Source organism: Micromonospora sp. NPDC127501, from assembly GCF_040302185.1.
In the GTDB taxonomy this organism is placed as follows: domain Bacteria; phylum Actinomycetota; class Actinomycetes; order Mycobacteriales; family Micromonosporaceae; genus Micromonospora.
On sequence record NZ_JBEORJ010000004.1, the window covers coordinates 165,453 to 192,097 of the forward strand.

Sequence of the window (26,645 nt, forward strand, 5' to 3'; positions counted from 1 at the left end):
TCACGCCTCCAGATCTGGCAGGGGGATGCTCGGCAGGACTCCGGCCGCCGCGGCGATCGCGGCGGGCGTCGTGTCGAGGTGGTCCAGCAGCCCTTCGACGTACGAGACGTCGACGCGGACCTTCTGCACCCGGCCGTCGACGTCGCGCATCACGAACTCGCGGAAGCCCAGCCGGTTGGACGAGCTGGTGTCGGCGGCGGAGAGTGAGGCCAGGGTGGCTTCGTACCCGTCGTTGACCGGCACCCGCAGCAGCCGTAGCGCTTCGGAGGCGATCTCTGTGTCCTCGGCGATGCGGCCGACGAAGACGGTGGAGACGAGGTTCTGCACGTCGAGGCCGAGGATGTCGCGGGGGTTCTGGGAGGCGACCAGTGCGGCCAGGTTCCACTTGCGGGAGTCGCGGGCGAGTCGGACCAGGAAGGAGCGCCCGGACCGCCAGCCCTCCATGAAGTGCGCCTCGTCGAGGCCGACGAGCTTGCGGGATGACATCGAGCCGCCGTAGCAGCGCCGGACGGCGAGCCGGTGCGCGGTGTGCAGCATCGGCAGGGCCAGTGCTTCCTCGGCCGACCAGTATTCGCGTTCGATCTTGAGGTCGGGCAGCCGTAGGCCGGCCATCGTGATCACGGTGAGTGCCGCGTCGGCACCGAGCAGCCCTTCCGGCGGTCGACCGAAGAAGAGCATGGCCAGTGGCATCTCGGCGGTGTCCAGCAGGAGGTTGGCCAGTTCCTTGCCGGCGTCGTCGTCGAGCCGCCCGAGGCAGCTCACCACGTCGTCCAGGGTGGAGGTCTCCTCGGCGGGGACCTGACGGACGGCGTGCCGGAAGAGGGTGGCGGTCGACGCCTCCCTGGCCACCTGCGGCGGGACGAGCATCATGCAGATGTCCTGGACGAGCATCCGCCGCTCGGCTCGGGCGTTGGAGACCGCGATCTCGAACTCCCGGTCACCGGCGGCCCCGGTGCCGAACTCGGAGCGCAGCGGCGTCGGGATGAGCGAGTAGGGCGCCAGGGTGCCGTGCTCCGAGCCGGTCAGGTTCAACACCCGGGAGTACGGCCGCAGCTCGGGCATCGCGCAGAGACGGGCCAGCGGGCCGGACGGGTCGAGCAGGGTCACCTGGACACCTCGGCGGGCGGCCAGGTAGCCCAGGGCGCCGAGCAGGGTGGACTTGCCACCACCTGGTTCGGCGACGAAGACCGCGAGCCCGGAGCGTTCCCGGACCTCCATGGGGAAGTGCAGGTCGAGGAAGACCGGGCGGCGGCAGGTGCCGGCGGTCCGGCCGATCAGGTCGCCCCGCCGGTCGCCCACGTTGGAGGCGGCCTGGGGCAGCGCGGCGGCGAGCAACGGCACCGGCATGCGGCGGACGTAGCCGGTGTTGGCGATCGGCTCGCCGGGGATGAACTCGCGGGCCAGCCAGTCCTGGTTCTTCGGGTGCTGCAGCGAGATGCGCAGCTCCCGGGAGTAGAGCTGGATGAGCCGGCGGGCCCGCTCCAGGCATTCCTCCCTGGTCCGGCCGCCGACCGCGATCCGGTGCCAGCCGTGCGCACGGGCCGAGTCGACCGGCAGGCCGGTGGTCATCTCGTCGCCGATCACCAGGGCGCGCTTGGCCAGTCGTTCCAGCTCGGGGGGCGCGTCGATGCCGTGTTCGGCGTAGTCGAGCTGTTGCGAGCGGATCATCCGCAGCCGGTGTTCGAGATTGCGGAAGGAGTCGCCGGAGCCGAGGATGTCGACGCGGGTCGAGATTTCCATCGGCCAGGGCAGCCGCTCGTGGAAGTGCAGCCAGGGCTCGTGTCGTTCCGGGATCTCCAGCGGCTCCATCCGCCCGACGGCGAGCACGGCCACGTGCCGCTCCTCGCCGGTCATCCGGTTGACCAGCTTGACCGTCGAGCCGTACGGGGTGCGGTAGCGCTCGACCTGCTCGGTCATGGCGAGCAGATCGCCGCGCTCCCAGCGCCCGTCGGTGACGGGGGAGAGGGTGCTCGGCGGCGACATGCACAGCGCCACCGAGCGGTAGAGCAGCCATTCCAGCTCCTGGGCGGTGACCCGCCGGCCGCGCATGCCGAACGCCCCGAGCACCTCGTCGAACTGTTCCACGGTGCGGCCCAGCTTGCGGCGTTCCCCATCGGCGGTGCCGCGGCCGAATGTGCGCAGCAGCCGCTCGGTGAGCGAGTCGCCGAGGGAACGGCGAGCGAAGGTGACCCCCAGGTAGGTCTGGCCCTCGGCGTGGTTGACCGCCATCAGGTGGCGTTGGGCGGCGACCAGGTGGTCGGCCCAGCCGGTGGTGCCGGGGACGTCGGGCAGCGGCGCCGAGGTGTGCGTGTCGATGGTGCGCGCCCACTCGTCGGCGGGGAAGGGCCGGGTGGTGCGGCGCAGGTGCAGTCGGAAGCCGGCCAGGCCGGCGTACTGCTCGGAGATCGCCGACAGCAGCGCCTCGCGTTCGGCGTCCGGCCGGAACGCCCAGCGGACCTCGGGCAGCCAGTACCAGGCGGTGACGGTGTTCGGTGTGAAGGTCAGGTGGCCGGCGATCTCGGTGATGGCCAGCTCGACCGACGGATCCCGATCCCCGAATTTGATCTTTGGAGCGCGAACCCGGGTCGGCTTGATCGGTCGGTCCGGACGGCTAGCCGTGCGCTGTCGGGGTGCGGCGATCTCCTTGCCGGTGGCCGCGGTGCCGGTGCTCCTGGGCCGATCCGAGTCGGTGGCCCGGCGCGGCGCGCGTTCGAGAGCTGGCCGATCCGCAGCCGTGATCATGGCCGGCTGCTCCGGGGAGGCCGTGGACCGGCCGGCCGTCGCCGTCGGCTGGTGTGGCGCTTGAGCCGCCGGTCGGGCCGGCGTCGCTGCGGGGCGATCGCCCGGCACGGTGCTGGCGGGTCGGCGGACGGGGCCGGCGGTCGCCTGCGACCCGCCGCCGGTGGACGGGTCGGGCTCGTCCGGCGGACGCGGCATCGGCCGTCGATCGCCGGCCTGGTGCGGCACCCGGGACTCGCTGGCCGGGTGGCCGCCTCCGTGTCGTGGCTCGACGGGTCGGCCACCGTTGCCGGGCGGGTCGGCGGGCGTCCACGGTGGCTCGAGCTCGGGGACCGCGCGGGCTGGTGCCGGGCTGGCGGTGGGTGGCGGCTGGTGCGGGATCGCCGGCTGCTCGCGGGTGCTCGGGCCGGCGGTGACGGCTCGTGGCGAGGCGGGTCGTCCGGCGCCGCCGAAGAGGTCCAGGAAGGGCGAGTCGATGTCGGCGTTCTCCCCGGCCGACACGGCGGTGGGCTCGGCCGGTGGCGTCCGGCGGGGAATCGGCCGAGGTGCCTGGAACACGCCGACGGCACCGTGGCCGGGCGACGTCACCAGCGCGGGGTCGAGGGCAACCTCGTCCTCGTCCTCGGTGTAGTCGAATGAGTGCGCTCGGTGACCGGCCGGCGCGCCCGGGCGGCCGGCCGGGGAGCCCGGCGTGGAGGAGCGGCTCATGCGATCGCCTCGGCGACTGTCGGCAGACCCATGCCCGCGTCCTGCGACGGACCGTTCGACGTACGTCCGGTCATGCCAGCTCCTCCCTAATCCTGATCCGGCTGCCGACCAGGCGCGGATCGCGCTGCTCGACCGCCGGCTCCCGGGTGCGTCGCCAGTCGGTCAGCGCGGTGCGGATGACCACCCGCGCCGGCCGATCGGGGTCGACGTGCCGGAAGATGAACGACGTGGTCACGATGGCGAGCGCGATCTCCCAGGCTGGGAAGAGCTCGACCGTCAACGTGAACAGCCAGTGGATGAACATGTAGAGGGGGACCAGCAGCATGAAGAGCCCGTACTGGGCGTAGGGCAGGTGGACCGGAAGGGTGTAACCGGGCGGCCCGAGGTAGACCAGGCGGGCCCGGTAGATGTCGTCGTCGGTGCGCAGCCGCATCTGGTGAACGCGCCTATTCGAAGATCAGGTCGATCAGGTAATCGCCGACGAAGAAGAGTGTTGCCGCGCCCGCGATGAAGGCGAGCCCGACGATGGCGATCGCGGAGCTGGTCAGCACCTTGGATATCTCGCCTCGGCTGGCACGGCCGATGAAGATGACGCCCAGGACGGCGAGCAGGATCGGCGCGATCTTGCTGGCGAAGAAGGTGACGACACTGTTGGTGTCGATCCCCTTCGGTGCCGGCTCCGCGAGCGGAGTCGACGCCAGGGTGGAGAGCGCGTGGGCGACGCCGGACGACGCCGTCTCCATGAGCTCGAAGGCGATCACTGGAACCTCCCCATAGCGCGGCCGGCGGTGCCGCGGCGGTGCAATAGGCAAGCCTTGCGGGAAAAGTGCTCCACAGGGCATGGCGTTCTTGACCCTGTGTTCGTTACTCACCACGGAGGGTGGCGAGGTTTGGGCGGATTTTCCCCGCTTCGGCCCTCCCTCCAAGCTTCGCCATCTCGATGCTGGCCAATTCCAAAGCGTACGGGCCGCCCCGGATTGCGACAAGCCGCGAAGGGGCTGCCCGATCCTGCCCAGATGACCGATCGTACACCTGTTCCAATCGGCACGTCAGAGGCAGTGGTGCGGGGCCTACCCGGGTCGCTGGCCGCCGCCGCCGCGACCGGTACCGTCTAGTCGTGACCGATCTGGTGCGGGCTTCGGGCCCGGTGGTGATGGGCGTCCTCAACGTCACACCGGACTCCTTCTCCGACGGCGGACGGTACGCCGACCTGGACGCCGCCGTCGGACACGGCGTCCGTCTACGCGACGCGGGTGCGCACCTGGTCGACATCGGTGGCGAGTCGACCCGTCCGGGTGCCGAGCGGATCGACGCCGAGACCGAGGCCGAGCGGGTGTTGCCGGTCATCCGCGAACTGGCCGCCGCCGGTGTGGCGGTCAGCGTCGACACCAGCCGCGCGCGGGTCGCGGAGGCCGCCCTGGTCGCCGGCGCTGCGGTGGTCAACGACGTCTCCGGCGGCCTGGCCGACCCGGACATGGCCCGGGTTGTCCGCGACGCGCACTGCCCCTGGGTGCTGATGCACTGGCGTGGGCACTCCCGTGCCATGCGCGAGCTGGCCACCTACACCGACGTGGTGGCGGACGTCCGGGCCGAGCTGGCCCAACGGATCGACGCGGCGCTGGCCGCCGGAGTTGCCGCCGACCGCCTCATCGTCGACCCCGGGCTCGGCTTCGCGAAGACGGCCGCGCACAACTGGGAACTCAGTGCCCGCCTACCGGAGTTGCTGGATCTCGGCTACCCGCTGCTCTTCGGGGCGAGCCGCAAGTCGTACCTGGGTGGGTTGCTCGCCGCCGCGGACGGCACGCCGCGACCGACCGCCCAGCGGGAGGCGGCCACCGTGGCCACCAGCGTGCTGGCGGTCGCCGCGGGCGCCTGGGGCGTACGCGTGCACGATGTGCAGGCCACCGCCGACGCGCTCGCCGTCTGGGCGGCGACCGGCAGCCCTCGCCTGGCCGTGCCGCCGCACGGCAGGAAGCGAACGCAGGACGATCACGAGCATGGGGTACGGCGATGACGACGGACCGGATCCAGCTGACCGGCCTGCGGGCGCGTGGCCGGCACGGGGTGTACGACTTCGAACGCGAACAGGGGCAGGACTTCGTGGTCGACGCCGTCCTGGAGCTGGACCTCGGCCCGGCCGCGGCCAGCGACGACGTCACCGCCACCGTGCACTACGGCGAGCTGGCCGAGCGCCTGGTCGCGGTGGTGACCGGCGAGCCGGTCAACCTGATCGAGACCCTGGCGGACCGGCTGCTCGCGGTCTGCCTGGCAGACGTTCGGGTCGACGCCGCGACGATCACCGTGCACAAGCCGGAGGCTCCGGTGCCGCACACGTTCACCGACGTGGCCGTCACCATGACCCGGACGCGTACCCGATGACCCGGGCGGTCCTCTCGCTCGGCAGCAACCTGGGCGACCGCCTGGAGCACCTGCGCACGGCCGTCGCCACCCTCGGCGACGCGGTGCTCGTGATCTCCGGGGTGTACGAGACTCCACCGTGGGGCGACACCGATCAGCCCGCGTACCTCAATGCGGTAGTGCTCGTGCAGGACGAGAGCGCGACCCCGCGCGACTGGCTGGAGCGGGCCCGCGACGCGGAGCGCGCGGCCGGCCGGGTCCGTGACCCGCAGCGGCGGTTCGGGCCGCGCACCCTCGACGTGGACGTGATCGCGGTCTGGGGCGACGACGACGAGCCGGTGCTCAGCGACGAGGAGGAGCTGACCCTGCCGCACCCCCGGGCGCACCTGCGCGCCTTCGTGCTGCGTCCGTGGATCGACATCCAGCCGTACGGTCGGCTGCCCGGTCACGGCTGGCTGACCGACCTGCTGACCACCGGCCCCGCGGCCGACGAGGCGTTGGAACTGCGTCCCCGGCCGGAGTTGGCGTTAGAGTCGACGGCATGACCGAGCGGAACCGGCCGGCATGACGCAGGCGAAGCCCCCACCCCGCGGGTCGGGCCCGGACGGGTCGCGGATGGGCCCCACCCGGATCTCGACCCTGGTCGTGGCCGGCCTGGGTGCGGCGGCGGTGGCCTGGCTGCTGATCAGCACCCTCTACTACAGCGGTATTCCCCGGCTGCCCTGGCTGCCGGTGGTGACGCTGGCCGGGCTCGCCGTGCTGGAGGCGTACGCCGCGATCAACACCCGGGGCCGGATCGAGCGCAAGCCGGGTCGGGACCCGGTCAATCCGCTGTTGGTCGCCCGCTTCGTGGTGTTGGCCAAGGCGTCGGCACTGGCCGCCGCGATCTTCGCGGGCTTCTACGCGGGTCTCACCGGCTGGCTCTTCGTGGAAACCACCCGCGCGGCCCTGGACGATCGACCGGCCGCCAGCGGGGGCCTGCTCGCCTCGCTGGCACTGGTCGGCGCCGCGCTCTGGCTGGAGCGCTCCTGCCGGGTGCCGGAACGCCCGGACGACGAGCGCGAGCAGGACCCTCGGGAGAGCCGCCCCGGCCAGCGCTGAGCAGGGGGTTACGCCCGGCTGCGGGCGCGGGTACGGTGCCTGCGATCGGAGAGCAAGGGCCGCCCAGGGTCCGTCCGTGCGCCGGACTGGGGACGGTCGGCCACTGGGGAGGCGGCGTCATGGGGTACGAAGAAGCGGGCCGGGACCGGTCGGCCGAACCCGCGTCTGGGGTGCCGGCCGCCGTACTGGAGAACGTCTTCGACGACCCCACCCACGGTGAGCCCGGCCGGGACCGGATCGGCGTACACCTGTGGTGGGAGTTGCTGCTGCTGGCCGGGCTGGCCGCCGTGTGCTGGCTGCTCTGGCGGGAGGACCCGGCCGCGGTGCGCGACGGCAACCTGCGCACGCTGCTGATCGACGCGGTCGGGCTGGGGTTGCTCGCCCTGGCCGCCGGGCTGAGCCTGCGGACGGCCGCACCGAACCTGGCTGTCGGCCCGATCGCGGTGGCGGCGGCCCTGCACTACGCCGAGCAGGGTGACCGGGGCCTGCCGGCGTCGCTCGGCCCGGCCGTGGCGGTCGCCGCGGTGGGCGGGCTGGCGCTGGCTCTGGCCGTGGTGGTGCTGCACGTGCCGGGCTGGGCCGCCAGCCTGGCCGGCGCCGCCGCCGTGGTGGTGTACATCGAACGCCGTTCGGCGCCCGTGCTGGTACAGGGCGACTACGACCCCACCAGCAGCGCCGGTTACCTCTTCGCCGGCTTCGCCGCGGTGGCCGTCCTCGGTGGGCTGTTCGGCGCGATCCGGGCGATCCGTCGGCTCGTCGGCCGGTACCGTCCGATCGTCGACCCGGCCCGTCGGCGGGGCGCGGTGGCCGCAGTGGTGACCGCCGTCGCGTTGGTCGTCTCCACGGTGCTGGCCGCTCTGGCCGGCATGCTGCTCGCCGCCAACGACCCCGGGCCGGTGGCACCCACCTCGGGGCTGGACTGGACGGTGCTGGCCATCGGCGTGGCCCTGCTCGCCGGCACCAGCGCGTACGGCCGCCGGGGCGGTGTGTTCGGCACGCTGTTGGCGGTCGGCCTGGTCACCGTGTTCCAGGTGTACGCGCCGGAGCGCGGCTGGACGTTGAGCAACTGGGCGGTCGGCGGGGCCGCGCTCGGCGTCGGGCTGCTGGCCACCCGGCTGGTCGAGACGCTCGGGCGGCCCCGACCGGGCAGCCCCGAGCGGCCCGAGCCGGTCAGCGACGGCACGATCAGCTCGGGCTGGACCGCGCCGCAGCCGCAGTCCGTCGACAACTGGCCTCCCACGCTGCCGACCCAGGCCGCACCCCAACCGATCGACCCGTGGAGGGATCCGCGGTGGGAGGACGGCCCGCGACGGTGGGACACCGACGAGCGGTGAGCCGCGTCGCGTCCGCCGAGCCGGAGCTGATCTCGACCGTTAGGCTCGGCGACATGACCGACTCACCTGCCGCCACCCCGGGCGGAACCTCGTTCGAGGAGCTTGACGCGCTGTCCACCGAGGAGCTGCGGGAGCGGGCGTTCGCTCGGGCCCGGGAGCACCGGGACGTGGGCTTCTTCTGGTCGGTGCTGCGCCACCTGCCGAACGCGGACGAGGCCACGGTGCTGGACGGCGCCCCGAACTCGATCGGCCCGACGATCGACGAGGCCAACGCGCTGTGGCGGGAGCTGACCGGTCACGGTTACGAGGAGTCGGCGCCGCTGCTGCGGGCCGCCTTCATCGACTACCTGATGAAGCACTGAGCCGCTCGGGGCAGCCCAGGTCCGCCCGAGCCACCGGTTCGGGGCCTGGGCGGATCGCGTCGCTCGTCCACCGTTCCCGCCCGGTCAGCCGCTACGGCACAGCCGCCGGCACCGGCGCGCTCGCCGTGTTGCTGCTAATCGGCATCTGCGGAAGTCCGGCGTACACCGGCTGGGCCGCCACCCTGACCGACCCGGAATCGGGCGGCGCGTTCTACGCGCGCCTGCTCGCCTGGCCGGCCTGGCGGCTCGACGCGGACGGGCAGGCCGGCGGCTTGTTCGCCGCCGACCTGCGAGCTGTGCTGCTGGTGGTCCTCGCGGTGGCGCTGCTCTACCTGTTGCCCGCCGCGCAGGTCGCCCGGGTGCCCGGGCCGGTCAGTCAGTTCTTCTCCGGCTGGGCCGCGTACGTGCTGGCCGGCGGGCTGGCCGCCGTGCTGGCGGCGCTGCTCGGCCCGGCACCGTCACTGCTGGGGGCACTGCAGGACGCCAGCACCGGTGCCGGTTACGGCTTCCTCACCGGGTGGATCATCGGCATCGCCAGCCTCGGCGGTCGCGCCTGACCCGGCCGAGGCGGGGTCGGCCGCGACGGTCGTGCCTGCCCCGACCGGGGGTCAGCTGGTCGGGCGGCCGAGGTCGAGGAGACGCTGTCGGCTGAGCGCGCCCACCGGCCGGCCGGCGTCGGTCACGAGGAGCCGGTCCCGGCCCGAGGTGAGCAGGACCGCCAACGCGTCGTACGCCGAGCCGTCCACAGCGACGGTGGGCAGGTCCGGTGCGGCGTCCTCGGGCACCGGCTCCAGCGCCTCCCGGTTGAGCGGGGTGACCGCCAACCGGCGGATGCCCCGGTCGGCGCCGACGAACTCGCGTACGAACGGCGTGGCGGGCGCGCCGAGCAGCGCGGCCGGGGTGTCGTACTGCTCCAGGTGCCCGCCCTCGGAGAGGACCGCGATCCGGTCACCGAGTCGGACGGCCTCGTCGAGGTCGTGGGTGACCAGCACGATCGTCTTGCGCACCTCGGCCTGGAGGCGCAGGAACTCCTCCTGGAGGCGGGCCCGGACGATCGGGTCGACGGCCGAGAACGGCTCGTCCATCAACAGCACCACCGGGTCGGCGGCGAGCGCCCGGGCCACCCCGACCCGCTGCCGCTGGCCACCCGACAACTCGTGCGGGTAGCGACCGCCGAACTCCGCCGGGTCCAGCCCGACCAGGTCGAGCAGCTCGTCGACCCGGGCCCGGGTCTGGCCCTTGGGCCAGCGGAGCAGTCCCGGCACGGTGGCCACGTTGGCCCGCACGGTCTGGTGTGGAAAGAGACCGACGTTCTGGATCACGTACCCGATTCGGCGGCGCAGTCGCACCGGGTCGACGTTCGTGACGTCCTCGTCGCCGAGCGTGATGCGACCGGCGGTCGGTTCGATCAGGCGATTGATCATCCGCAGCACCGTCGACTTGCCGCAGCCGGACGGGCCGATCAGCACCACCAGCTCGCCGGCCCGGACATCCAGGCTGAGGTCCCGGACGGCTTCGGTGCCGTTCGGGTAGCGCTTCTGGATGCCGTGCAGCGCGATCGACGCCGCGCGAGGGGACTGGGCCACGCTGGCAGCCTCCGGGGTAACGTCCACGTATGTCCTTCCGCCTGAGCTACCGGGCCGACCCGGGTAACCCCTGGTTCTCCTGGCAGTACGTGCGGGACAACTCTGACACGATCCTCGCCGCGGTGCGCGAACACGCCTCCCTCACCGGCCGAGCGGTGTTGATCGCGGTGCTGATCGCCCTGCCGTTGTCCGTGCTGGCGTACTGGGTCCGTCCAGTCGCCGGTCCGATCCTCGCCGTCAGCGGGGTGGTCTACACCATCCCGTCGTTGGCGCTCTTCGCGTTCATCGCCCCCTACCTGGGCACCGGGGCGACCACGGTGCTGGTCGGGCTGGTCCTCTACGCGCTTCTACTGATCGTGCGCAATGTGGTGGCCGGTCTCAACCAGGTGCCCCCGGAGGTTCGGGAAGCCGCCGAGGGTATGGGTTACGGCCGCTGGAGGCGGTTGTTCCGGATCGACCTGCCGCTGGCGCTGCCGGGCATCGTGACCGGCGTACGGCTGGCGACGGTCTCGACGGTGGCGTTGGTCACGGTCGGGGTGCTGGTCGGGCACGGCGGGCTCGGGCAGTTGATCTTCGCGGGCTTCCAGAACAACCTCTACAAGGCCGAGATCATGACGGCCGCACTGCTCTGCGTGGCGCTCGCGGTCGTGCTCGACCTGCTGCTCATCCTGGTCGCCCGACTGGTGACTCCCTGGTCCACCCGGAGGGCACGGTGACCGTCGCGGCGAACCCGATCGGGCAGGCCATCACCTGGATCAACGACCCACTGAACTGGACCAACCCCGGCGGCATGCTGGACCGGCTCGGCGAGCACCTGACGATCTCCGCCCTGGCGGTGGCGCTCGGCTGCCTGGTGGCCTGGCCGCTCGGGCTCTGGTTGGGCCACCTCGGTCGAGGTGGCGGCCTCGTGGTGCTGATCTCCAACGCCACCCTGGCCATCCCCACCCTGGCGCTGCTGACCATTCTCCCGGTCGTCTTCGCCAGCGGCTTCGGGAAGACACCGGTCGTGGTGGCACTGGCTGTCTTCGCCGTGCCGCCGCTGCTGGCCAACGCGTACACCGGGGTGCGACAGGTGGACCCGGAGGCCCGCGACGCGGCCCGGGGGATGGGCCTGTCCAGCGGGCAGTTGCTGCGCCGGGTGGAGTTGCCGCTCGCGGTGCCCTATCTGGCGGCCGGCTTCCGCACCGCGGCGGTCCAGGTGATCGCGACCGCAGCGCTGGCTTCCTTCGTCAACGGCGGCGGCCTGGGCCAGATCATCCGGACCGGCTTCGGTATCGGTATCGCGGCCGGCGGTGGGCAGATCGTCGCCGGCGGTGTGCTGGTGGCCGGGCTCGCGCTGCTGGCCGAGGTTGTCCTCGGTGGCGTCGAACGGCTGGTCACCCCCAAGCCGCTGCGGCGTGGGCGGCAGCGCCTCGGCCGGCCCCGGGCCGCCGACGCCACCGGGAGCGCCTGACCCGTCCGGGTGAGCCCGCATCGAGCTGGCGACCCACGCCCGTCAAATCGGTGACGATGGGGTGACGAAGTCCATCCCAAGTTGTCGGTCGGGTCCGGAGCATGTTGGGTGGACATTCGCGGGCGGCCGACAGCCAGGATCGCCCGTCGGACACGCGGCCGGCCCGGGACGGGTCGCGCCGGGACACGGAAGGCGGGCACATGCGCGCACGTACACGTCTGGCGATCGGGGCGGTCAGTGCCGTCGCCGGGGCAGCACTCCTCACCGGCTGCGGTGACGCCGGCTCGTCCGGCACCGACGCACCCCAGACGAGCGCCTCCGGCGCCGGGTGCGCCCCGGTCGCCGGCCAGCAGCTCATCGCTCTGCAGGACGACAAGAAGCTCCAGAACTCCGACAACGTCATTCCCGCGGTCAACAGCAAGGCGGCCAACCCGCAGCTGATCGCCGCACTGGACAAGGTCTCCGCCGCGCTCGACACCCCGAAGCTGATCCAGCTCAACAAGGCCGTCAACGAGGACCGCAAGACCCCCAAGGTGGCGGCCGAGGAGTTCGCCAGCGCGAACAACCTCACCGCGGGCATCGCCAAGGGCCCGGGCGGCAACATCACGGTGGGTGCCGGCAACTTCGCCGAGAGCCAGATCCTGGGCGAGCTGTACCGGATCGCGCTCAGCGCCGCCGGCTACCAGGTCAAGGTGCAGCAGATCGGCAACCGGGAGCTCTACGCACCGGCCCTGGAGAAGGGCGAGATCCAGGTCGTCCCGGAGTACGCGGCGACCATGGCCGAGTTCCTCAACACCAAGGCCAACGGCCAGAACGCCCAGCCGGTCTCCTCGCCGGACATCAACACGACGGTGACCGCGCTCAAGGCCGAGGGCGACAAGGCCGGCCTCACCTTCGGCACCCCGGCCGCCGCACAGGACCAGAACGCCTTCGCGGTGACCCAGGCCTTCGCCGACAAGTACGGCGTGCGGACCCTCTCCGAGCTGGCGGCGAAGTGCTCCGGCAGCGCGACCGTGCTGGGTGGCCCGCCGGAGTGCGAGCAGCGTCCGTTCTGCAAGCCGGGCCTGGAGAAGACCTACGGGCTGTCGGTCGGCAAGTTCTCCTCGCTGGACCAGGGGGGACCGCTGACCAAGAGCGGGCTGCGCGACGGCTCGATCAGCGTGGGTCTGATCTTCTCCTCGGATGGCGCCTTCGCCACCAGCTGAGCCCTTTCCGCACGTGCTGAGGACGCCCCCGCCCGACCGGGCGGGGGCGTCCGCGCGTCCCGGGGACCCCGTTCCCTCCGGTGGACAACGTGGGTAGGCTGCACATCCATGCCAGCCCCGGCCACCTCTGACGTCCGGCGTCAACCCCCGCTGCTGACCATGCTCTTCTGGGCGGGCGTCGCTCTCGCGCCGGTGGCGGCGCTGATCCTGCTGGTGGCCGACGGCAACGGCCCGCTGCGTTTCGCCGCGGTGCTCGCCATCCTCGCGGTGGTGCTGATCGGCCTCTCCATCGCGTTGCGGCCCGACGGCGAGGGTGCCTCGGCGCGGACCGACGAGTTGCTGGACGAGATCGAGGAGCTGCGTCGGGAGTTGCGCAGCGAGATCGTGGCCGCCGCCCAGCGCGGTAACCAGGCGCTCGATCAGGCACAACGGGCCCAGGAGGGGATCGCCGCGGTGCGCCGCCGTCTCGACGCCAGCGGTGCAGCCCTCGCCGGTGCCGCCCCCGCCGTCGAGCCGGCAGGCGCCGGACGGGCGCGGGTGGCTGCCGTGGAGCCTCCGGTGGACGACACACCGGTGGCCCGTAACCGGGGCGACGCGCCGGCCGGCCGCGCCCGGGTGTCCGGCCCCGACGACGCGCCCCGGTGGGGGCGCCCCGAGCATCCGGACGACGACGAGCCGGCGTACGCCCGGGAGGCCCCCGAGCCGCCGGCCACCGCCGGGATGTACGGCGGGGAACGGCCGGCCGCCACCGCGTACGGCTCAGCTCGCCCCCGGGAGCACGACCGCCCCGAGGCGGCGCACCGGCCGGGTGGCGTGGTCCGACACACCGAGACCGTGCACGTCACCACCCGGCACACAGTGGTCGACGGCGGCCCGGCCGAGCCGGCCGGGCGCTACGGCGGTGGGTACGCCGGTCAGTGGACCCCACCCGCGCAGGAGTGGACTCGGGGCGGCGACGCCGATCAGCCCTCTCGCCCGTCCGGCCGGGCGAGGAGCGAGCCGGAGCAGCGCCCCAGGGCCGGGTACGGCGACGAGCCGGGCTGGACGGGCCGCCGCGACGAACCGGAGTGGACGGATCGGCGCGACGCCTACGCCCAGCCCGACGAGCCCGCTCCGGCGGCCCGGTCACACCGCACCCCGGAGAGACCGGCGGCGGAATCCTGGGACAGCCCGGAGGATCGGGGCTGGTCGGAGCAGCGCGCCCCGGCACCGCAGCCCGGACCGCCGCTGCGGGCCGACGACACCGGCGAGTACTGGTCGCAGCTGCGGGCCGGTGACCGGTGGGCCGCCGTCCGCGACGACGAGAACGGTCGCGAGGTGCGGGTCGGCGAACGTCGGGCCGAGGTGCACGCCGACGCCGCCGGCACCGAGTACCGGGTGGCCGACCGCTGGGCCGCCGCCCGCTACGAGGAGCCGCGCCGTCACGAGGACGCCGTCCGCTACGAGGAGCCGCGCCGTCACGAGGACGCCGCCCGCTACGAGGAGCCGCGCCGTCACGAGGATGCTGCCCGCTACGAGGAGCCGCGCCGCTACGAGGAGCCGCGCCGCTACGAGGACGCTGCCCGCTACGAGGACGCCGACCGGTATGCGGAACCGCGCCGCCACGACGGTGGTCGGCGGGCCGAGCCGGGAAGGCCCGCGCTGCCGGTGGGCGGTGTGCCGGTGCCGGACGAGTGGCGCCCACCGCGCCAACGCGGCCACCAGGCGGAACCCGCGCCGGAACGGACCGGCCGGCGGCGGCTCGACGAGCGCTACGGCTACCCGCCGCAGGACGACGTACCGCGTGCCGGCGGCGCGCCACCCGCCGACCGCTGGCGGTGACCGGTCAGGCGGCTCGGGTCACTTGTCGATGTCGCCGACCACGAAGAACATCGAGCCGAGGATCGCGATCAGATCAGGGACCAGGCAGCCGGGGAGCAGGGTGGCCAACGCCTGGACGTTCGCGTACGAGGCGGTGCGCAGCTTCAATCGCCACGGCGTCTTCTCGCCCCGGGACACCAGGTAGTAGCCGTTGATGCCGAGCGGGTTCTCCGTCCAGGCGTACGTGTGTCCCTCCGGCGCCTTGAGCACCTTCGGCAGCCGGGTGTTGATCGGCCCGGTCAGCCGGTCCACCCGGTCGAGGCACTGCTCGGCAAGGTCCAGTGACGCGTACACCTGGTCGAGCAGTACCTCGAAACGGGCGTGGCAGTCGCCGGCGGTCTTGGTGACCACCGGAACGTCCAGCTCGTCGTAGGCCAGGTAGGGGTCGTCGCGGCGCAGGTCCAGGTCGAGCCCCGAGGCCCGGGCCACCGGACCGGACGCACCGAACGCGGCGGCGTCCTCGGCGGACAGCACGCCCACGCCGACGGTCCGGGCCAGGAAGATCTCGTTACGCCGGATCAGGTGGTCCAGGTCGGGCAACCGGCGGCGTACCTCGCCGATCGCCGCGCGGGCCCGCCCGGTCCACCCGTACGGCACCTCTTCCTTGAGGCCACCCACCCGGTTGAACATGTAGTGGATCCGGCCGCCGGAGACCTCCTCCATCACCGCCTGGATGGTCTCGCGTTCCCGGAAGGCGTAGAAGATCGGCGTGATCGCCCCGATCTCCAACGGGTACGAGCCGAGGAACATCAGGTGGTTGAGCACCCGGTTCAGCTCCGCGAGGGCCATCCGTAGCCAGGTGGCCCGCTCCGGCACCTCCATGCCCATCAGGCGTTCCACAGCGAGCACCACACCCAGCTCGTTGGAGAACGCCGAGAGCCAGTCGTGCCGGTTGGCCAGCACGATGATCTGCCGGTAGTCACGCACCTCGAAGAGCTTCTCCGCCCCCCGGTGCATGTAACCGACGATCGGTTCGCAGGCGACCACCCGCTCGCCGTCGAGCACCAGCTTCAACCGCAGCACACCATGGGTGGAGGGGTGCTGCGGGCCGATGTTCAGCACCATGTCGGTGCCGAGCTGCTGATCACCGGTGCCGGCGATCAGCCCGGCCCCGGTGCCGACGGTCAGTTCACGGAGGTCCCCGGCGTCGGTGGTCATGCCCGTCATCGTGCCACGGCCGGCCCGAGCGGGATGCCGACCGGCTGGCGCAACCACCAGTGCCCGCCGAGCCCGGCCGGGTCGGTCAGCTCGGCCACCGCCGACGCGGCGGCCAGCGCCCGTACGTAGCCGACCGGGTCGGTGCCGGCCAGGCTGAGCGGTGGTCGCCCGCCGTCGGCCCCGAGCGCCCGCAGCGCCTCCCGCTGCAGGACCAGGGAGTACGCGCACCGGGCGACCGCCGCACCAGCGGAGGCGACCGAGTCCATGGCCACGTGCGCTGTCACATCACTGGACCCGTCGGGCACCGGAGACACCTGCCGCCCACCCCGGTACCCGGTCAACGTCCCGTCGACCGGTCGCGCCTCCCGCAGGTGCCCGTAGTCGACTGCCACCGCCAGCCCTCGGCTGATCTTCCTTACCGCGTGTGCCCAGGCTTCGTCTCTCGTCCGCCCGATCTCGGCTCGGTGGTTGCTGTGGGGGGTTTCGGGGCAGCCCGGCCGGCTCCGGGCGGTCAGGCTTGATCCCTGCGCCGGCCGGGCTGCCCGGAAACCCGACTCGCTTTCGCTTGTCGCGTCTGTCCAGGTCACCGCGGGACTCAGGTGACGGTCCGTACTGGGCGGACTCGCGGGGATGGGCCACCACTTCGTCAGCCAATCATGATCATCTGGGCTGACCAGCTCACCAACTGATTCGGCACCGGTGTCGGTGTCGACCAGCACATATCGCCAGCCGTCTTCGGTGTGCAGCGCGACGTCCAGCGGGACGTTGTCCAGCCACTCGGTGGCGAACAGCACTCCAGTGATCTCGGCGGGGATCTCGGCTGTCCAGTTGATCTCTTCGGGCAGGTTCTCGGGGCGGTCGGCGTACTCGACTGCTGTGAAGCGCACGCGGTCCGCGAGCGACGGTCGGACCGTGCCGGACGACGGCTCATCCCGCAAGGAACGGACGGCGGCTGTGGGAGTCAGGGTTTCCGGGGAGCCCGCCCGCGGAGGGATCAAGCCTGACCGCCCGGAGCGGGCGGGCTCCCCGGAAACCCCCACCGCAACTCCGCCGGACGCCAGCAGGGCGCGGAGCAGTTCCCCGCGCCCAGCGCCCACGTCGACCACGTCGAGCCGGTCAGGGTGGCCGAGGGCGGCGTCCACCTCCGTGACGAGGCGCAGCAGGGCGGTGGCGAAGGCCGGGGAGGCGTGCACGCTGGTGCGGAAGTGGTCGGCCGGCCCGGTGCCGGCGACGAAGAAGCCGCCCGGCCCGTAGAGGGCGCTGGCCATGGCGTTCCGCCACAGGATCGGCATCAGTGGGTTCCGCGTCGCGCGTGGGTCACCGTGCCGACCCTACGGTCCGCCTCGCCGATCATGGAGTTGTGGTGGGCGACAAAATGCTCTGTTGGCGCCAAACTGGGCACCATGTCTCCATGATCGACGCGGCTCGGTCTGACGCCGCGGACGGGGCGTTGCGGTGGTGGTGAAGGTTTTCACACATGCTTGTCCGGGTTCGGTAGGCCGGGCGCATACTTGCCATCGACCGGTACCCCTTCTCGAGGACTGGATCGTCGTCATGAGCGCACCGTTGCGCCCGCGTCCGGCCGGCCCATCCGGGCCCGCCGCCTCGTGGGATAGCGCCGTTCCCGGCGCCCGCGCCACCTCCCGTCTGCTCACCGTCGGTGTCGTTGGCGCCGGTCGGGTCGGCGCCGTGCTGGGCGCGGCGCTCGCCGCCGCCGGGCACCGGGTGGTCGCCGTCTCCGGCAACTCCGGAGCCAGCCGCGCCCGCCTCGCCCTGCTGTTGCCCGAGGTGCCCCGCCGCCCGGTCGCCGCCGTGGGCCACGCCGCCACCGACCTGCTGCTGATCGCGGTACCGGACGACAGGCTGGCCGGTGTGGTGACCGACCTCGCCGAGCAGGGCGCGCTGCATCCGGGTCAGATCGTCGCGCACACCTCGGGAGCCCACGGCCTGGCCGTGCTGGGGCCGGCCGTCGCGGCCGGTGCCCGGCCGCTCGCACTGCACCCCGCGATGACCTTCACCGGTACACCGGACGACCTGGCCCGGCTGGACGGCATCTCGTACGGGGTGACCGCCCCGGCGGAGTTGCGCCCGCTGGCTGCCCGGCTGGTCGCCGACCTCGGTGGCGTGCCCGAGTGGGTGGCCGAGTCGGACCGCCCGCTCTACCACGCCGCGCTGGCCCACGGCGCGAACCACCTGGTGACCCTGGTGAACGAGGCGACCGACCGGTTGCGGGACGCCGGGGTGTCCCGGCCGGAGAAGGTGCTCGCCCCGCTGCTGCGGGCCGCCCTGGAGAACGCGCTGCGGCTCGGCGACGACGCGTTGACCGGCCCGGTCTCCCGCGGCGACGCGGGCACCGTGCAGCGGCACCTGGCCCGGTTGGTGGCCACCGCACCGGAGTCCGTCCCCGCGTACCTGGCGTTGGCCCGTCGTACCGCCGACCGGGCGATCGCCGCCGGCCGGCTGCGGCCGGTGGACGCACAGTCGCTGCTCGGCGTACTGGCCGACAGCGGTCGGGAGGTGGCCGCGTGAGCGTGAGGAGTGAGCCGATCTTGCGAGCCCCGCAATCGCGAACCGAGGTGCCGCGATGACCCAGGTGGTGCACACGCGCGCCGAGTTGGCCGAGGCCCGGGCCGGGCTGAAGGGCACGGTCGGGGTGGTGATGACCATGGGCGCACTGCACTCCGGGCACGAGACGCTGTTGCGCGCGGCCCGGGAACAGGCCGACCACGTGCTGGTCACGGTCTTCGTGAACCCGTTGCAGTTCGGGCCGAACGAGGACTTCGACCGCTACCCGCGCACCCTCGACGCCGATCTGGAGGTGTGCCGGCGGGCGGGCGCCGATCTGGTCTTCGCCCCGTCGGTGGCGGACATGTACCCGGACGGTCAGCCCCGCGTACGCCTCGATCCGGGCCCGCTCGGTGCCGAGCTGGAGGGGGCGAGCCGCCCCGGCTTCTTCCACGGGGTGCTCACCGTGGTGCTGAAGCTGCTCCAGCTCACCCAGCCGGACCTGGCGTTCTTCGGCGAGAAGGACTACCAGCAGCTCACCCTGATCCGGCGGATGACCCGCGACCTGGACGTGCCGGTCGAGGTGGTCGGCGTGCCGACCGTCCGGGAGCCGGACGGGCTGGCGCTCTCCAGCCGCAACCGCTACCTGAGTGAGCCGGAGCGGGCCGCCGCGCTGAGTCTGTCCGCCGCGCTGCGGGCCGGCGCGCAAGCCGCCGACGACGGCCTGGACGCGGGGGCGGTGCTGACCGCCGCTCACGCCGCGTTCGGCGCCGGTGCGCCCGGTGCCCGCCTCGACTACCTGGTGCTCACCGATCCCGAGTTGGAACCGGGGCCGGTGACCGGGCCGGCTCGGCTGGTGATCGCCGCCTGGGTGGGCGCCACCCGGTTGATCGACAACGCGGCGATCCGCCTCGCCCCGCGTCCCTGACCCGGCCGTACCACCCCCCACCGATACCGCGAAAGGCCACTCCGATGTTGCGGACCATGCTCAAGTCGAAGATCCACCGAGCCACGGTGACCCAGGCCGACCTGCACTACGTCGGTTCGGTGACGGTGGACGAGGATCTGCTCGACGCCGCCGACCTGCTCCCCGGCGAGCAGGTGGCGATCGTGGACATCACCAACGGCGCCCGGCTGGAGACGTACGTGATCCCGGGCGAGCGGGGCAGCGGCGTGATCGGCATCAACGGTGCCGCCGCGCACCTGGTGCACCCCGGTGACCTGGTCATCCTGATCTCGTACGGGCAGATGGACGACGCGGAGGCCCGGACCTACCGGCCACGGGTCGTGCACGTCGACGCCGACAACCGGGTGATCGAGTTGGGTGTCGACCCGGCCGCGGCGGCACCCGGCACGGCCGGTAACCCGGTGCCCAGCCCGTTGGCCGTGTCCGGAGTCTGATCCCGCGTACCACGATTCCGGTCTGTCACCAGAAGGTCATTTCCGGTTACCCTGGGCACGCTGGCGGAAGCCGGTCGGTGGCTGGGGGAGGCCGCGATGAGCCGTGCCATGACGACCCTGTTCGCCGCTGCCGTGACGGCAGTGCTGCTGGTGGGCTGTGCCGGGTCCGGCGGCCTGGACGGTGATCTGACCGACGACTGGGCGGCGTTGCCGGCACCGTCGGCGTTCACCCCGGCCGCCGGTGTGTGTCACGCCGCCGACTTCACCGATCTGGTCAGCCTGGCCAGCTATGAGCCGGTGGACTGCGCCGGGCCGCACCGCCTGGAGACCGTGCACGTCGGTGCCTTCCCGGCCGAGCGGACGGCCGCTCCGGCGGGTGGTTCGGCCGAGCTGCGGGGCGCGTTCGCCGAGTGCGACACCCGGGCGACCGGCTACGTGGGTGACGACTGGCGGTCCGGCCGGCTCCGGCTGTCCGTGGCGCTGCCCAACGGGCCGGGGTGGGCGGCGGGTTCCCGGTGGTTCCGCTGCGACCTCACCGAGCTGACCACTGTCGAGGCGGCGGCCACAGTGGTGGTCCGCTCGGGCAGTCTGCGGGACGCGTTGAAGGGGCCCACCGGGCTGCGCCTCGGTTGCCAGCAGACTCGCGGTGGCGCCGGCCGGGGTGTGCAGACGCTGACCCCGGTGGAGTGCGGCAAACAGCACGACGCCGAGTTCGTCGGGGTGTGGCGCGCACCGGACCTGGCGTACCCGACCCGGGACGCCGACTGGCTGCCGCTCTACACCGGTTGTCGTAGCGTCCTGGCCCGGTACGCGGGCGTACCGGACGATGCCACGCTGCGCTTCCGCAGCGGTGTGGTGGTCCGCCCGCCGGGGGCGGGGCGCTGGAAGGTCGGTGACCGGGGCGTCCGCTGCTATCTGTGGCTCAGCGACCGTACGGTGACCGCCTCGCTGAAGGGCGCGGGCCCGGCTGGTCTGCCGGTCCGGACGAAGTGACCGCTGCCTGACGGTCGGCGCGGCGCGGCGCGCGCCGGACGGGGTAGCCCAAAACACTCGTCCCGCCCCCGCCGCCCCGGACGAGGATGGTTCGGGTTGACTGGGGGGATGGACCTCCCGACCGTCGACCTGCCTGCCCTGCCCGCGCTGCTGGCCGCGCCCGCGCCCGGCTGGGTGGAGACCACCGACGTGATCGTTGTGGGTTCCGGCGTGGCCGGGTTGACCGCGGCGCTGCACCTGCGTGAGGCCGGTCTGCACGTCACGGTGGTCACCAAGGTCAACATCGACGACGGCTCGACCCGGTGGGCGCAGGGCGGCATCGCCGCCGTGCTCGACCCGGCCGACACCCCGGCGGCGCATGCCCGGGACACCGAGGTCGCCGGGGTCGGGTTGTGCGACCCGGCGGCGGTCCGGGTGCTGGTCGAGGAGGGCCCGACCCGGCTCCGTGAGCTGATGCGGATCGGCGCCGAGTTCGATCGACACCCGGACGGCTCGCTGATGCTGACCCGCGAGGGCGGGCACCGGGCGGACCGGATCGTGCACGCCGGTGGCGACGCCACCGGCGCGGAGGTGCAGCGGGCCCTGCACGCCGCGGTGCAGCGCGACCCGTGGATCCGGCTGGTCGAGCACGCCCTCGTGCTGGATCTGCTGCGCGCGCCCGGCGACGGCCCGGACGGGCTCGGCCCGGCCTGCGGGATCACCCTGCACGTGTTGGGTGAGGGCAGCGAGGACGGCGTCGGCGCGCTGCTGGCCCGTGCCGTGGTGCTCGCCACCGGCGGCATGGGGCAGATCTTCTCCGCCACCACCAACCCGGCGGTCTCCACCGGGGACGGGGTGGCGCTGGCGTTGCGGGCCGGCGCGGCGGTGACCGACGTGGAGTTCGTCCAGTTCCACCCGACCGCACTGATCACCCCGCCCGGAGCGGGGGTGCCCGGGGCGGGGCACGCGCAGCAGCCGCTGGTCTCGGAGGCGTTGCGCGGCGAGGGCGCGTACCTGGTGGACGCGGACGGCAAGAGGTTCATGGTGGGCCAGCACGAGTTGGCCGAGCTGGCACCCCGCGACGTGGTGGCCAAGGGCATCCACCGGGTGCTGCTGGCCAGCGGCGCGGACCACGTCTTCCTCGACGCACGGCACCTGGGCGGCGATTTCCTGGCCGGTCGGTTCCCCACCATCGTGGCGTCCTGCCTGGCGATCGGCGTGGACCCGGCGACCGATCTGATCCCGGTGGCACCGGCCGCCCACTACGCCTCCGGCGGAGTCCGCACCGATCTGCGCGGCCGTACCTCCATTCCCGGCCTGTACGCCTGCGGCGAGGTGGCCTGCACGGGCGTGCACGGCGCGAACCGCCTGGCCAGCAACTCGCTGCTGGAGGGCCTGGTCTTCTCCCGGCGGATCGCCGAGGACATCGCGGCCGGCCTGCCCGAGCAGGCCCAGCCGGCGGAGACCGGCGCCTGGCGTGGCGGGACGGGCTGGGTGCTGCCGGCGGAGGTGACGCCGACCCTGCAACGGGCGATGACCCGGGGGGCCGGGGTGCTCCGATCCGCGGCGACGCTGGCCGAGACGGCCGGGACGTTGACCGACCTGGGCGTGGCCCGGGGCCGGCCGCGGACCGCCGACTGGGAGGCGACGAACCTGCTCACCGTGGCGTCGACGCTGGTTGCCGCCGCGTACGCCCGTGGTGAGACCCGGGGCTGCCACTGGCGGGAGGACTTCCCGACGGCCGACGAACGGTGGCTGGGCCATCTGGTCGGGGCGGTCGGGGCGCAGGGCCGGGTGACGCAACAGTGGGAGGGAAACTCGTGATCGAGTCGACGGAGACGGCGTTGCAGGCGGCTGGGTTGGACCCGGCGCACGTACGACAGGTGATCGAGGGTGCGCTGGTCGAGGATCTGGGCCCGGATTTCCTGGACGTCACAAGCGTGGCCACCATTCCGGCGGAACAGACCGACACCGCCGACCTGGTGGCCCGCGCGGACGGGGTGTTGGCCGGGATGGCGGTGGCCGCCGCCGTGTTCGAGCTGGTGGGCGAGGTGACTGGCTTCGGTCGTACCGTCGAGGTGTCGGTGCTGGCCCGCGACGGCGAGCGGGTGGCCCGCGGCGACGTACTGGCGACGGTGACCGGCCCGACCCGGCTGCTGCTGACGGCCGAGCGGACGGCACTCAACCTGCTCTGCCGGATGTCCGGGGTGGCCACCCACACCCGCGCCTGGGCGGACGCGCTGGCCGGCTCGAAGGCGATGGTGCTGGACACCCGCAAGACGACGCCGGGCCTGCGGGCGCTGGAGAAGTACGCGGTGCGCGCCGGCGGCGGCACCAACAAGCGGATGGGCCTCTACGACGTGGCCATGATCAAGGACAACCACAAGCTGGCGGCCGGCGGCATCACCGCGGCCTACCGGCGGGTCCGGGAGGCGTTCCCGGAGGTGCCGGTGCAGGTCGAGGTGACCACTGTCGAGGAGGCGGTGGAGGCGGTGGAGGCCGGGGCGGACTTCCTGCTCTGCGACAACATGACGCCGGAGGTGCTGGCCGAGGCGGTGGCCGCGGTGGGCGACCGGGCCGAGCTGGAGGCGACCGGCGGGCTGACCCTGGAGGTTGCCGGCCGGTACGCGGCCACCGGCGTGGACTCCCTCTCGGTGGGCGCGCTGACGCACTCGTCGCCGATCCTGGACATCGCGCTGGACCTGCGCACGGAGTAGTTGTCTAGGCTGCGTGCGTGCTGCTCTGCATCGACATCGGAAACACCAACACCGTGCTGGCGACCTTCGACGGCGACAAGCTGGTGCACTCCTGGCGGATCAAGACCGATGCCCGCTCGACGGCGGACGAGCTGGGCCTGATGTTCCGGGGTCTGCTCGCCGGGGACAACGTCGAGATCACCGGTGTGGCCGCCTGCTCCACGGTGCCGGCCGCGCTGCGGTCGCTGCGCACCATGCTCAGTCGTTACTACGCCGACCTGCCGAGCGTCGTGGTCGAGCCGGGCGTGCGGACCGGGGTGCAGTTGGCGATCGACAACCCGAAGGAGGTCGGCGCCGACCGGGTGGTGAACACCCTGGCCGCGTACACCCTCTACGGCGGGCCGTCGATCGTCGTGGACTTCGGCACCACCACCAACTTCGACGTGATCAGCGAGCGCGGTGAGTTCCTCGGCGGCGCGTTCGCCCCCGGCATCGAGATCTCCTTCGACGCGCTTGCCGCCCGGGCCGCGCAGCTACGCAAGGTCGAGGCCACCAAGCCCCGCTCGGTGATCGGCAAGAACACCGTGGAGTGCCTCCAGGCCGGCCTGTACTTCGGCTTCGCCGGGCAGGTGGACCGGATCGTCGAGCGGATGACCGAGGAGTTGGGCGAGGTACGGGCGGTGATCGCCACCGGCGGCCTCGCCTCCCTGGTGATCAACGAGTGCCGCAGCATCACCCACCACGAGCCGATGATCACGCTGATCGGCCTGCGGATGGTCTACGACCGCAACCTGTGACCCCCGGCCGCCGTCGGGGGGCGGCCTCCGTGCCGGCGTCAGCGCCGCCGGGCGCGCAGCACCAGTGTCCGGTACGGCAGCTCGATGGTGTCCCGACCGGTCAGGGCGGGGTGGGTGTTCAGGAGTTCGGCCAGTTCCCGCTCGACCCGTCGCTGATCCTCGGTGGAGGCGGTGAGCCAGTACGAGCGGGTGCGGACCATGCCGAGCAGCTCGTCCGGCGTGAGCGTGGTGCGGTGCGTGAACTCGCGCTTGTCGACGGCGTCGAACGCGGGGCCGAAGTCGGGGCGCTCGCCGAAGATCTGGCTGGTCGACTTGTCCCCGAAGTGGGCGATGCGACCCAGCTCGGCCACCCAGTCGACGCTGCCGTCCCGGATGTTCCAGATGGGGGCGAAGGTGCCGCCGGGGCGGAGCACCCGGGCGATCTCGGCGTGTGCGGGCTCCCGGTCGAACCAGTGGTACGCCGTCCCGACCAGCACCGCGTCGGTCGCCGAGTCGGGCAGCGGCATGGCCTCGGCGCTGCCCGCCAGCGCCGTCGTGCCCGGTGTGCTGGCGGCGAGTTGCGCCCGCATCCCCGAGTCGGGCTCGACCGGTACGACCTCGTGGCCCAGGGCCAGCACAGCGCGGGTCAGGATGCCGGTGCCTGCCGCGAGGTCGACCACCCGGGCTTCGCTCAGCCCGTCGAGCGCCCAACGGACCGCAGCATCGGGATAACGTGGTCGGAACCGGTCGTAATCACTCGCGGCGGCACCGAACGACAGGGCGTGAGTGTGATCGACCATGACGGGCAGGTTATCCCGTAACGGCCTCCGGACCGCTTGAGTACGCTCGGGCCTGACCCCCTGTATCTCGTGACGAGGAAGCGTGCCGTGACCGAGCAGAACCCCGTGCCAGTGGACCCCGCCGATGACCTTCCCGAGCAGATGAAGGTCCGCCGGGAGAAGCGGGACCGGATGCTCGCCGAGGGCGTCGAGCCCTACCCGGTCGGCTTTCCCCGCACCACCACCCTGGCGCGGGTCCGGGCGGCCTACGCCGACCTGCCCACCGACACCGCGACCGGTGACCAGGTGGCGGTCACCGGCCGGGTGATCTTCGTACGCAACACGGGCAAGCTCTGCTTCGCGACCCTCCGGGACGGCGACGGCACCGAGTTGCAGGCGATGCTCTCCCTGGACCGGGTCGGGCCGGAGCGGCTGGAGGCGTGGAAGCGCCTCGTCGACCTCGGCGACCATGTCGGCGTCACCGGTGAGGTGATCACCAGCCGTCGGGGTGAGCTGTCGGTCCTGGCCCAGCAATGGGAGATGACCGCCAAGGCGCTGCGACCGTTGCCGGTGGCCCACAAGCCCCTTTCCGAGGAGGCGCGCGTCCGGCAGCGTTACGTCGACCTGATTGTCCGGCCACAGGCACGGGAGATGGTGCGGACCCGGGCCGCCGCGGTACGCAGTCTGCGCGATTCACTGCACGGGCAGGGCTTCATCGAGGTGGAAACGCCGATGTTGCAACTGCTGCATGGCGGCGCGGCGGCCCGACCGTTCGTGACCCACAGCAATGCGTTGAACACCGATCTGTATCTGCGAATCGCTCCGGAACTGTTTCTCAAGCGCGCTGTGGTCGGCGGCGTCGACCGCGTCTTCGAGATCAACCGCAACTTCCGTAATGAGGGTGTCGACTCTTCGCACTCGCCGGAGTTCGCGATGCTGGAGACGTACCAGGCGTACGGCGACTACGACACGATGGCCGAGTTGACCCGCAATCTCGTGCAACAGGCGGCGATCGCGGTGAGCGGCTCGACGGTGGTGACCCACGCCGACGGGCGCGAGTTCGACCTGGGCGGCGAGTGGCGGTCCGTGACGTTGTTCGGTGTGCTTTCCGAAGCGCTGGGCGAGGAGGTCACGGTCCGCACCGAACGCACCCGCCTGGTGGAGTACGCGGACAAGGTCGGATTGGCCGTGGACCCGAAGTGGGGCCCGGGCAAGCTGGCCGAGGAGTTGTTCGAGGAACTGGTGGTTCCCGGCCTGGAGGCGCCCACCTTCGTACGGGACTACCCGGAGGAGACCAGCCCGCTCACCCGGGCCCACCGCAGCGAGCCGGGGCTGGCCGAGAAGTGGGACCTCTACGTGCTCGGCTTCGAGCTGGGCACCGCGTACTCCGAGCTGGTCGACCCGATCGTGCAGCGGGAACGGCTGGTCGCCCAGGCGCAGTTGGCCGCCCGTGGCGACGACGAGGCGATGCGTCTCGACGAGGACTTTCTTCGGGCCATGGAGTATGGAATGCCGCCGGCCGGCGGTATGGGAATGGGAATCGACCGGCTCTTGATGGCCCTGACCGGCCTCGGAATTCGGGAAACGATCCTCTTCCCGTTGGTCCGCCAGGAGTAGTCCCGTCCGGGCGTACGCCGAGCCGTAACCGGGTC

Annotated in this window: 26 protein-coding genes; 19 read left to right on the plus strand and 7 right to left on the minus strand. The window is 72.6% G+C overall.

The features are described 5' to 3' along the window. The 3 genes from ABTW72_RS10810 to ABTW72_RS10820 all read right to left on the minus strand — a co-directional run bounded on the left by ABTW72_RS10810 (position 1) and on the right by ABTW72_RS10820 (position 4,208). The gene (locus tag ABTW72_RS10810; RefSeq protein WP_350857089.1) at positions 1 to 3,447 is read right to left on the minus strand and encodes an ATP-binding protein; all 3,447 of its coding nucleotides are present in this window, start codon (positions 3,445 to 3,447) and stop codon (positions 1 to 3) included. A gap of 70 nt (positions 3,448 to 3,517) precedes the next feature. Continuing rightward, on the minus strand, positions 3,518 to 3,880 hold the full coding sequence (locus tag ABTW72_RS10815) for a hypothetical protein (protein WP_053654782.1): 363 nt from the start codon (positions 3,878 to 3,880) through the stop codon (positions 3,518 to 3,520). Between the two features lie 13 nt (positions 3,881 to 3,893). Further along, positions 3,894 to 4,208: a hypothetical protein gene (locus ABTW72_RS10820; protein WP_074315118.1), complete on the minus strand. Its 315-nt coding sequence runs from the start codon at positions 4,206 to 4,208 to the stop codon at positions 3,894 to 3,896. A 356-nt stretch (positions 4,209 to 4,564) separates the two neighbouring features. On the opposite strand from ABTW72_RS10820, the gene folP reads away from it, so the two are divergent. From folP to ABTW72_RS10855, 7 genes are all read left to right on the plus strand, one after another. Further along, positions 4,565 to 5,461 carry a dihydropteroate synthase gene (gene folP / locus ABTW72_RS10825; protein WP_350857092.1) on the plus strand — a complete coding sequence of 299 codons (897 nt, stop codon included), beginning with the start codon at positions 4,565 to 4,567 and terminating at the stop codon, positions 5,459 to 5,461. Next, on the plus strand, positions 5,458 to 5,826 hold the full coding sequence (gene folB / locus ABTW72_RS10830) for a dihydroneopterin aldolase (protein ID WP_124854954.1): 369 nt from the start codon (positions 5,458 to 5,460) through the stop codon (positions 5,824 to 5,826). The genes folP and folB overlap by 4 nt, the downstream gene beginning before the upstream one ends. Then, positions 5,823 to 6,350 carry a 2-amino-4-hydroxy-6-hydroxymethyldihydropteridine diphosphokinase gene (folK, locus tag ABTW72_RS10835; RefSeq protein ID WP_350857095.1) on the plus strand — a complete coding sequence of 176 codons (528 nt, stop codon included), beginning with the start codon at positions 5,823 to 5,825 and terminating at the stop codon, positions 6,348 to 6,350. Before folB ends, folK begins: the two co-directional genes overlap by 4 nt. A 19-nt stretch (positions 6,351 to 6,369) precedes the next feature. Next, the gene (locus tag ABTW72_RS10840; protein WP_091403235.1) at positions 6,370 to 6,906 is read left to right on the plus strand and encodes a DUF3180 domain-containing protein; all 537 of its coding nucleotides are present in this window, start codon (positions 6,370 to 6,372) and stop codon (positions 6,904 to 6,906) included. Between the two features lie 119 nt (positions 6,907 to 7,025). After that, positions 7,026 to 8,240 (plus strand): ABC transporter permease, encoded by a 1,215-nt coding sequence (locus ABTW72_RS10845; RefSeq protein ID WP_350857098.1) that lies wholly within the window; start codon positions 7,026 to 7,028, stop codon positions 8,238 to 8,240. Between the two features lie 53 nt (positions 8,241 to 8,293). After that, positions 8,294 to 8,602: a hypothetical protein gene (locus tag ABTW72_RS10850; RefSeq protein WP_091403607.1), complete on the plus strand. Its 309-nt coding sequence runs from the start codon at positions 8,294 to 8,296 to the stop codon at positions 8,600 to 8,602. Between the two features lie 125 nt (positions 8,603 to 8,727). Beyond that, positions 8,728 to 9,159, plus strand: coding sequence for a hypothetical protein (locus ABTW72_RS10855; protein WP_350857101.1), 432 nt, complete (start codon positions 8,728 to 8,730; stop codon positions 9,157 to 9,159). Between the two features lie 51 nt (positions 9,160 to 9,210). Here ABTW72_RS10855 and ABTW72_RS10860 read toward each other — a convergent pair whose 3' ends face one another. Then, entirely contained in the window at positions 9,211 to 10,215 is a 1,005-nt protein-coding gene (locus ABTW72_RS10860; RefSeq protein WP_350857104.1) for an ABC transporter ATP-binding protein, read from the minus strand. Positions 10,216 to 10,217: 2 nt separating this feature from the next. On the opposite strand from ABTW72_RS10860, the gene ABTW72_RS10865 reads away from it, so the two are divergent. From ABTW72_RS10865 to ABTW72_RS10880, 4 genes are all read left to right on the plus strand, one after another. Continuing rightward, entirely contained in the window at positions 10,218 to 10,904 is a 687-nt protein-coding gene (locus ABTW72_RS10865) for an ABC transporter permease (RefSeq protein WP_350857107.1), read from the plus strand. Continuing rightward, on the plus strand, positions 10,901 to 11,641 hold the full coding sequence (locus ABTW72_RS10870) for an ABC transporter permease (RefSeq protein WP_350857110.1): 741 nt from the start codon (positions 10,901 to 10,903) through the stop codon (positions 11,639 to 11,641). Before ABTW72_RS10865 ends, ABTW72_RS10870 begins: the two co-directional genes overlap by 4 nt. Positions 11,642 to 11,841: 200 nt before the next feature. After that, the gene (locus ABTW72_RS10875; protein ID WP_350857114.1) at positions 11,842 to 12,846 is read left to right on the plus strand and encodes a glycine betaine ABC transporter substrate-binding protein; all 1,005 of its coding nucleotides are present in this window, start codon (positions 11,842 to 11,844) and stop codon (positions 12,844 to 12,846) included. A gap of 108 nt (positions 12,847 to 12,954) precedes the next feature. After that, the gene (locus ABTW72_RS10880; protein WP_350857117.1) at positions 12,955 to 14,667 is read left to right on the plus strand and encodes a hypothetical protein; all 1,713 of its coding nucleotides are present in this window, start codon (positions 12,955 to 12,957) and stop codon (positions 14,665 to 14,667) included. A gap of 18 nt (positions 14,668 to 14,685) precedes the next feature. Here ABTW72_RS10880 and ABTW72_RS10885 read toward each other — a convergent pair whose 3' ends face one another. Next, positions 14,686 to 15,873: an NADH-quinone oxidoreductase subunit D gene (locus ABTW72_RS10885; protein WP_350857120.1), complete on the minus strand. Its 1,188-nt coding sequence runs from the start codon at positions 15,871 to 15,873 to the stop codon at positions 14,686 to 14,688. Beyond that, a complete protein-coding gene (locus tag ABTW72_RS10890; protein ID WP_350857123.1) occupies positions 15,870 to 17,156 on the minus strand; it encodes an SAM-dependent methyltransferase in 1,287 nt (428 codons plus the stop codon). Before ABTW72_RS10890 ends, ABTW72_RS10885 begins: the two co-directional genes overlap by 4 nt. Positions 17,157 to 17,418: 262 nt before the next feature. Between ABTW72_RS10890 and ABTW72_RS10895 the strand changes: the two genes are divergently transcribed. The 7 genes from ABTW72_RS10895 to ABTW72_RS10925 all read left to right on the plus strand — a co-directional run bounded on the left by ABTW72_RS10895 (position 17,419) and on the right by ABTW72_RS10925 (position 24,235). Next, positions 17,419 to 18,393 carry a Rossmann-like and DUF2520 domain-containing protein gene (locus ABTW72_RS10895; protein WP_350857126.1) on the plus strand — a complete coding sequence of 325 codons (975 nt, stop codon included), beginning with the start codon at positions 17,419 to 17,421 and terminating at the stop codon, positions 18,391 to 18,393. A gap of 55 nt (positions 18,394 to 18,448) precedes the next feature. Continuing rightward, positions 18,449 to 19,297 carry a pantoate--beta-alanine ligase gene (gene panC, locus ABTW72_RS10900; protein WP_350857129.1) on the plus strand — a complete coding sequence of 283 codons (849 nt, stop codon included), beginning with the start codon at positions 18,449 to 18,451 and terminating at the stop codon, positions 19,295 to 19,297. Positions 19,298 to 19,341: 44 nt separating this feature from the next. Next, positions 19,342 to 19,770 (plus strand): aspartate 1-decarboxylase, encoded by a 429-nt coding sequence (gene panD, locus ABTW72_RS10905; protein ID WP_350857132.1) that lies wholly within the window; start codon positions 19,342 to 19,344, stop codon positions 19,768 to 19,770. 96 nt (positions 19,771 to 19,866) lie between these two features. Then, complete coding sequence (locus ABTW72_RS10910) at positions 19,867 to 20,763, plus strand: septum formation family protein (RefSeq protein WP_350857135.1); 897 nt, start codon at positions 19,867 to 19,869, stop codon at positions 20,761 to 20,763. 108 nt (positions 20,764 to 20,871) lie between these two features. After that, a complete protein-coding gene (locus ABTW72_RS10915) occupies positions 20,872 to 22,566 on the plus strand; it encodes an L-aspartate oxidase (protein WP_350857138.1) in 1,695 nt (564 codons plus the stop codon). Further along, complete coding sequence (gene nadC, locus ABTW72_RS10920; protein ID WP_350857141.1) at positions 22,563 to 23,459, plus strand: carboxylating nicotinate-nucleotide diphosphorylase; 897 nt, start codon at positions 22,563 to 22,565, stop codon at positions 23,457 to 23,459. The genes ABTW72_RS10915 and nadC overlap by 4 nt, the downstream gene beginning before the upstream one ends. 17 nt (positions 23,460 to 23,476) lie before the next feature. Continuing rightward, the gene (locus ABTW72_RS10925; RefSeq protein WP_091403191.1) at positions 23,477 to 24,235 is read left to right on the plus strand and encodes a type III pantothenate kinase; all 759 of its coding nucleotides are present in this window, start codon (positions 23,477 to 23,479) and stop codon (positions 24,233 to 24,235) included. A 38-nt stretch (positions 24,236 to 24,273) separates the two neighbouring features. On the opposite strand, the gene ABTW72_RS10930 is transcribed toward ABTW72_RS10925, so the two are convergent. Then, on the minus strand, positions 24,274 to 25,014 hold the full coding sequence (locus tag ABTW72_RS10930; protein WP_350857143.1) for a class I SAM-dependent methyltransferase: 741 nt from the start codon (positions 25,012 to 25,014) through the stop codon (positions 24,274 to 24,276). A gap of 87 nt (positions 25,015 to 25,101) precedes the next feature. Between ABTW72_RS10930 and lysS the strand changes: the two genes are divergently transcribed. Next, positions 25,102 to 26,610, plus strand: a complete 1,509-nt coding sequence (lysS, locus tag ABTW72_RS10935; protein WP_350857146.1) for a lysine--tRNA ligase — start codon at positions 25,102 to 25,104, stop codon at positions 26,608 to 26,610. Positions 26,611 to 26,645: the final 35 nt, after the last annotated feature.

Excerpts from the sequence above, each read along its gene's own strand:
- ABTW72_RS10845 (WP_350857098.1), top strand. The coding sequence starts at position 7,026 with ATGGGGTACGAAGAAGCGGGCCGGGACCGGTCGGCCGAACCCGCGTCT.
- ABTW72_RS10865 (WP_350857107.1), top strand. The coding sequence starts at position 10,218 with ATGTCCTTCCGCCTGAGCTACCGGGCCGACCCGGGTAACCCCTGGTTC.
- panD (WP_350857132.1), top strand. The coding sequence starts at position 19,342 with ATGTTGCGGACCATGCTCAAGTCGAAGATCCACCGAGCCACGGTGACC.
- ABTW72_RS10875 (WP_350857114.1), top strand. The coding sequence starts at position 11,842 with ATGCGCGCACGTACACGTCTGGCGATCGGGGCGGTCAGTGCCGTCGCC.
- ABTW72_RS10815 (WP_053654782.1), bottom strand. The coding sequence starts at position 3,880 with ATGCGGCTGCGCACCGACGACGACATCTACCGGGCCCGCCTGGTCTAC.
- ABTW72_RS10885 (WP_350857120.1), bottom strand. The coding sequence starts at position 15,873 with ATGACGGGCATGACCACCGACGCCGGGGACCTCCGTGAACTGACCGTC.
- ABTW72_RS10895 (WP_350857126.1), top strand. The coding sequence starts at position 17,419 with ATGAGCGCACCGTTGCGCCCGCGTCCGGCCGGCCCATCCGGGCCCGCC.
- ABTW72_RS10890 (WP_350857123.1), bottom strand. The coding sequence starts at position 17,156 with ATGCCGATCCTGTGGCGGAACGCCATGGCCAGCGCCCTCTACGGGCCG.
- ABTW72_RS10915 (WP_350857138.1), top strand. The coding sequence starts at position 20,872 with ATGGACCTCCCGACCGTCGACCTGCCTGCCCTGCCCGCGCTGCTGGCC.
- folB (WP_124854954.1), top strand. The coding sequence starts at position 5,458 with ATGACGACGGACCGGATCCAGCTGACCGGCCTGCGGGCGCGTGGCCGG.
- folK (WP_350857095.1), top strand. The coding sequence starts at position 5,823 with ATGACCCGGGCGGTCCTCTCGCTCGGCAGCAACCTGGGCGACCGCCTG.
- ABTW72_RS10810 (WP_350857089.1), bottom strand. The coding sequence starts at position 3,447 with ATGAGCCGCTCCTCCACGCCGGGCTCCCCGGCCGGCCGCCCGGGCGCG.
- ABTW72_RS10840 (WP_091403235.1), top strand. The coding sequence starts at position 6,370 with ATGACGCAGGCGAAGCCCCCACCCCGCGGGTCGGGCCCGGACGGGTCG.
- ABTW72_RS10850 (WP_091403607.1), top strand. The coding sequence starts at position 8,294 with ATGACCGACTCACCTGCCGCCACCCCGGGCGGAACCTCGTTCGAGGAG.
- ABTW72_RS10880 (WP_350857117.1), top strand. The coding sequence starts at position 12,955 with ATGCCAGCCCCGGCCACCTCTGACGTCCGGCGTCAACCCCCGCTGCTG.
- ABTW72_RS10930 (WP_350857143.1), bottom strand. The coding sequence starts at position 25,014 with ATGGTCGATCACACTCACGCCCTGTCGTTCGGTGCCGCCGCGAGTGAT.
- panC (WP_350857129.1), top strand. The coding sequence starts at position 18,449 with ATGACCCAGGTGGTGCACACGCGCGCCGAGTTGGCCGAGGCCCGGGCC.
- ABTW72_RS10910 (WP_350857135.1), top strand. The coding sequence starts at position 19,867 with ATGAGCCGTGCCATGACGACCCTGTTCGCCGCTGCCGTGACGGCAGTG.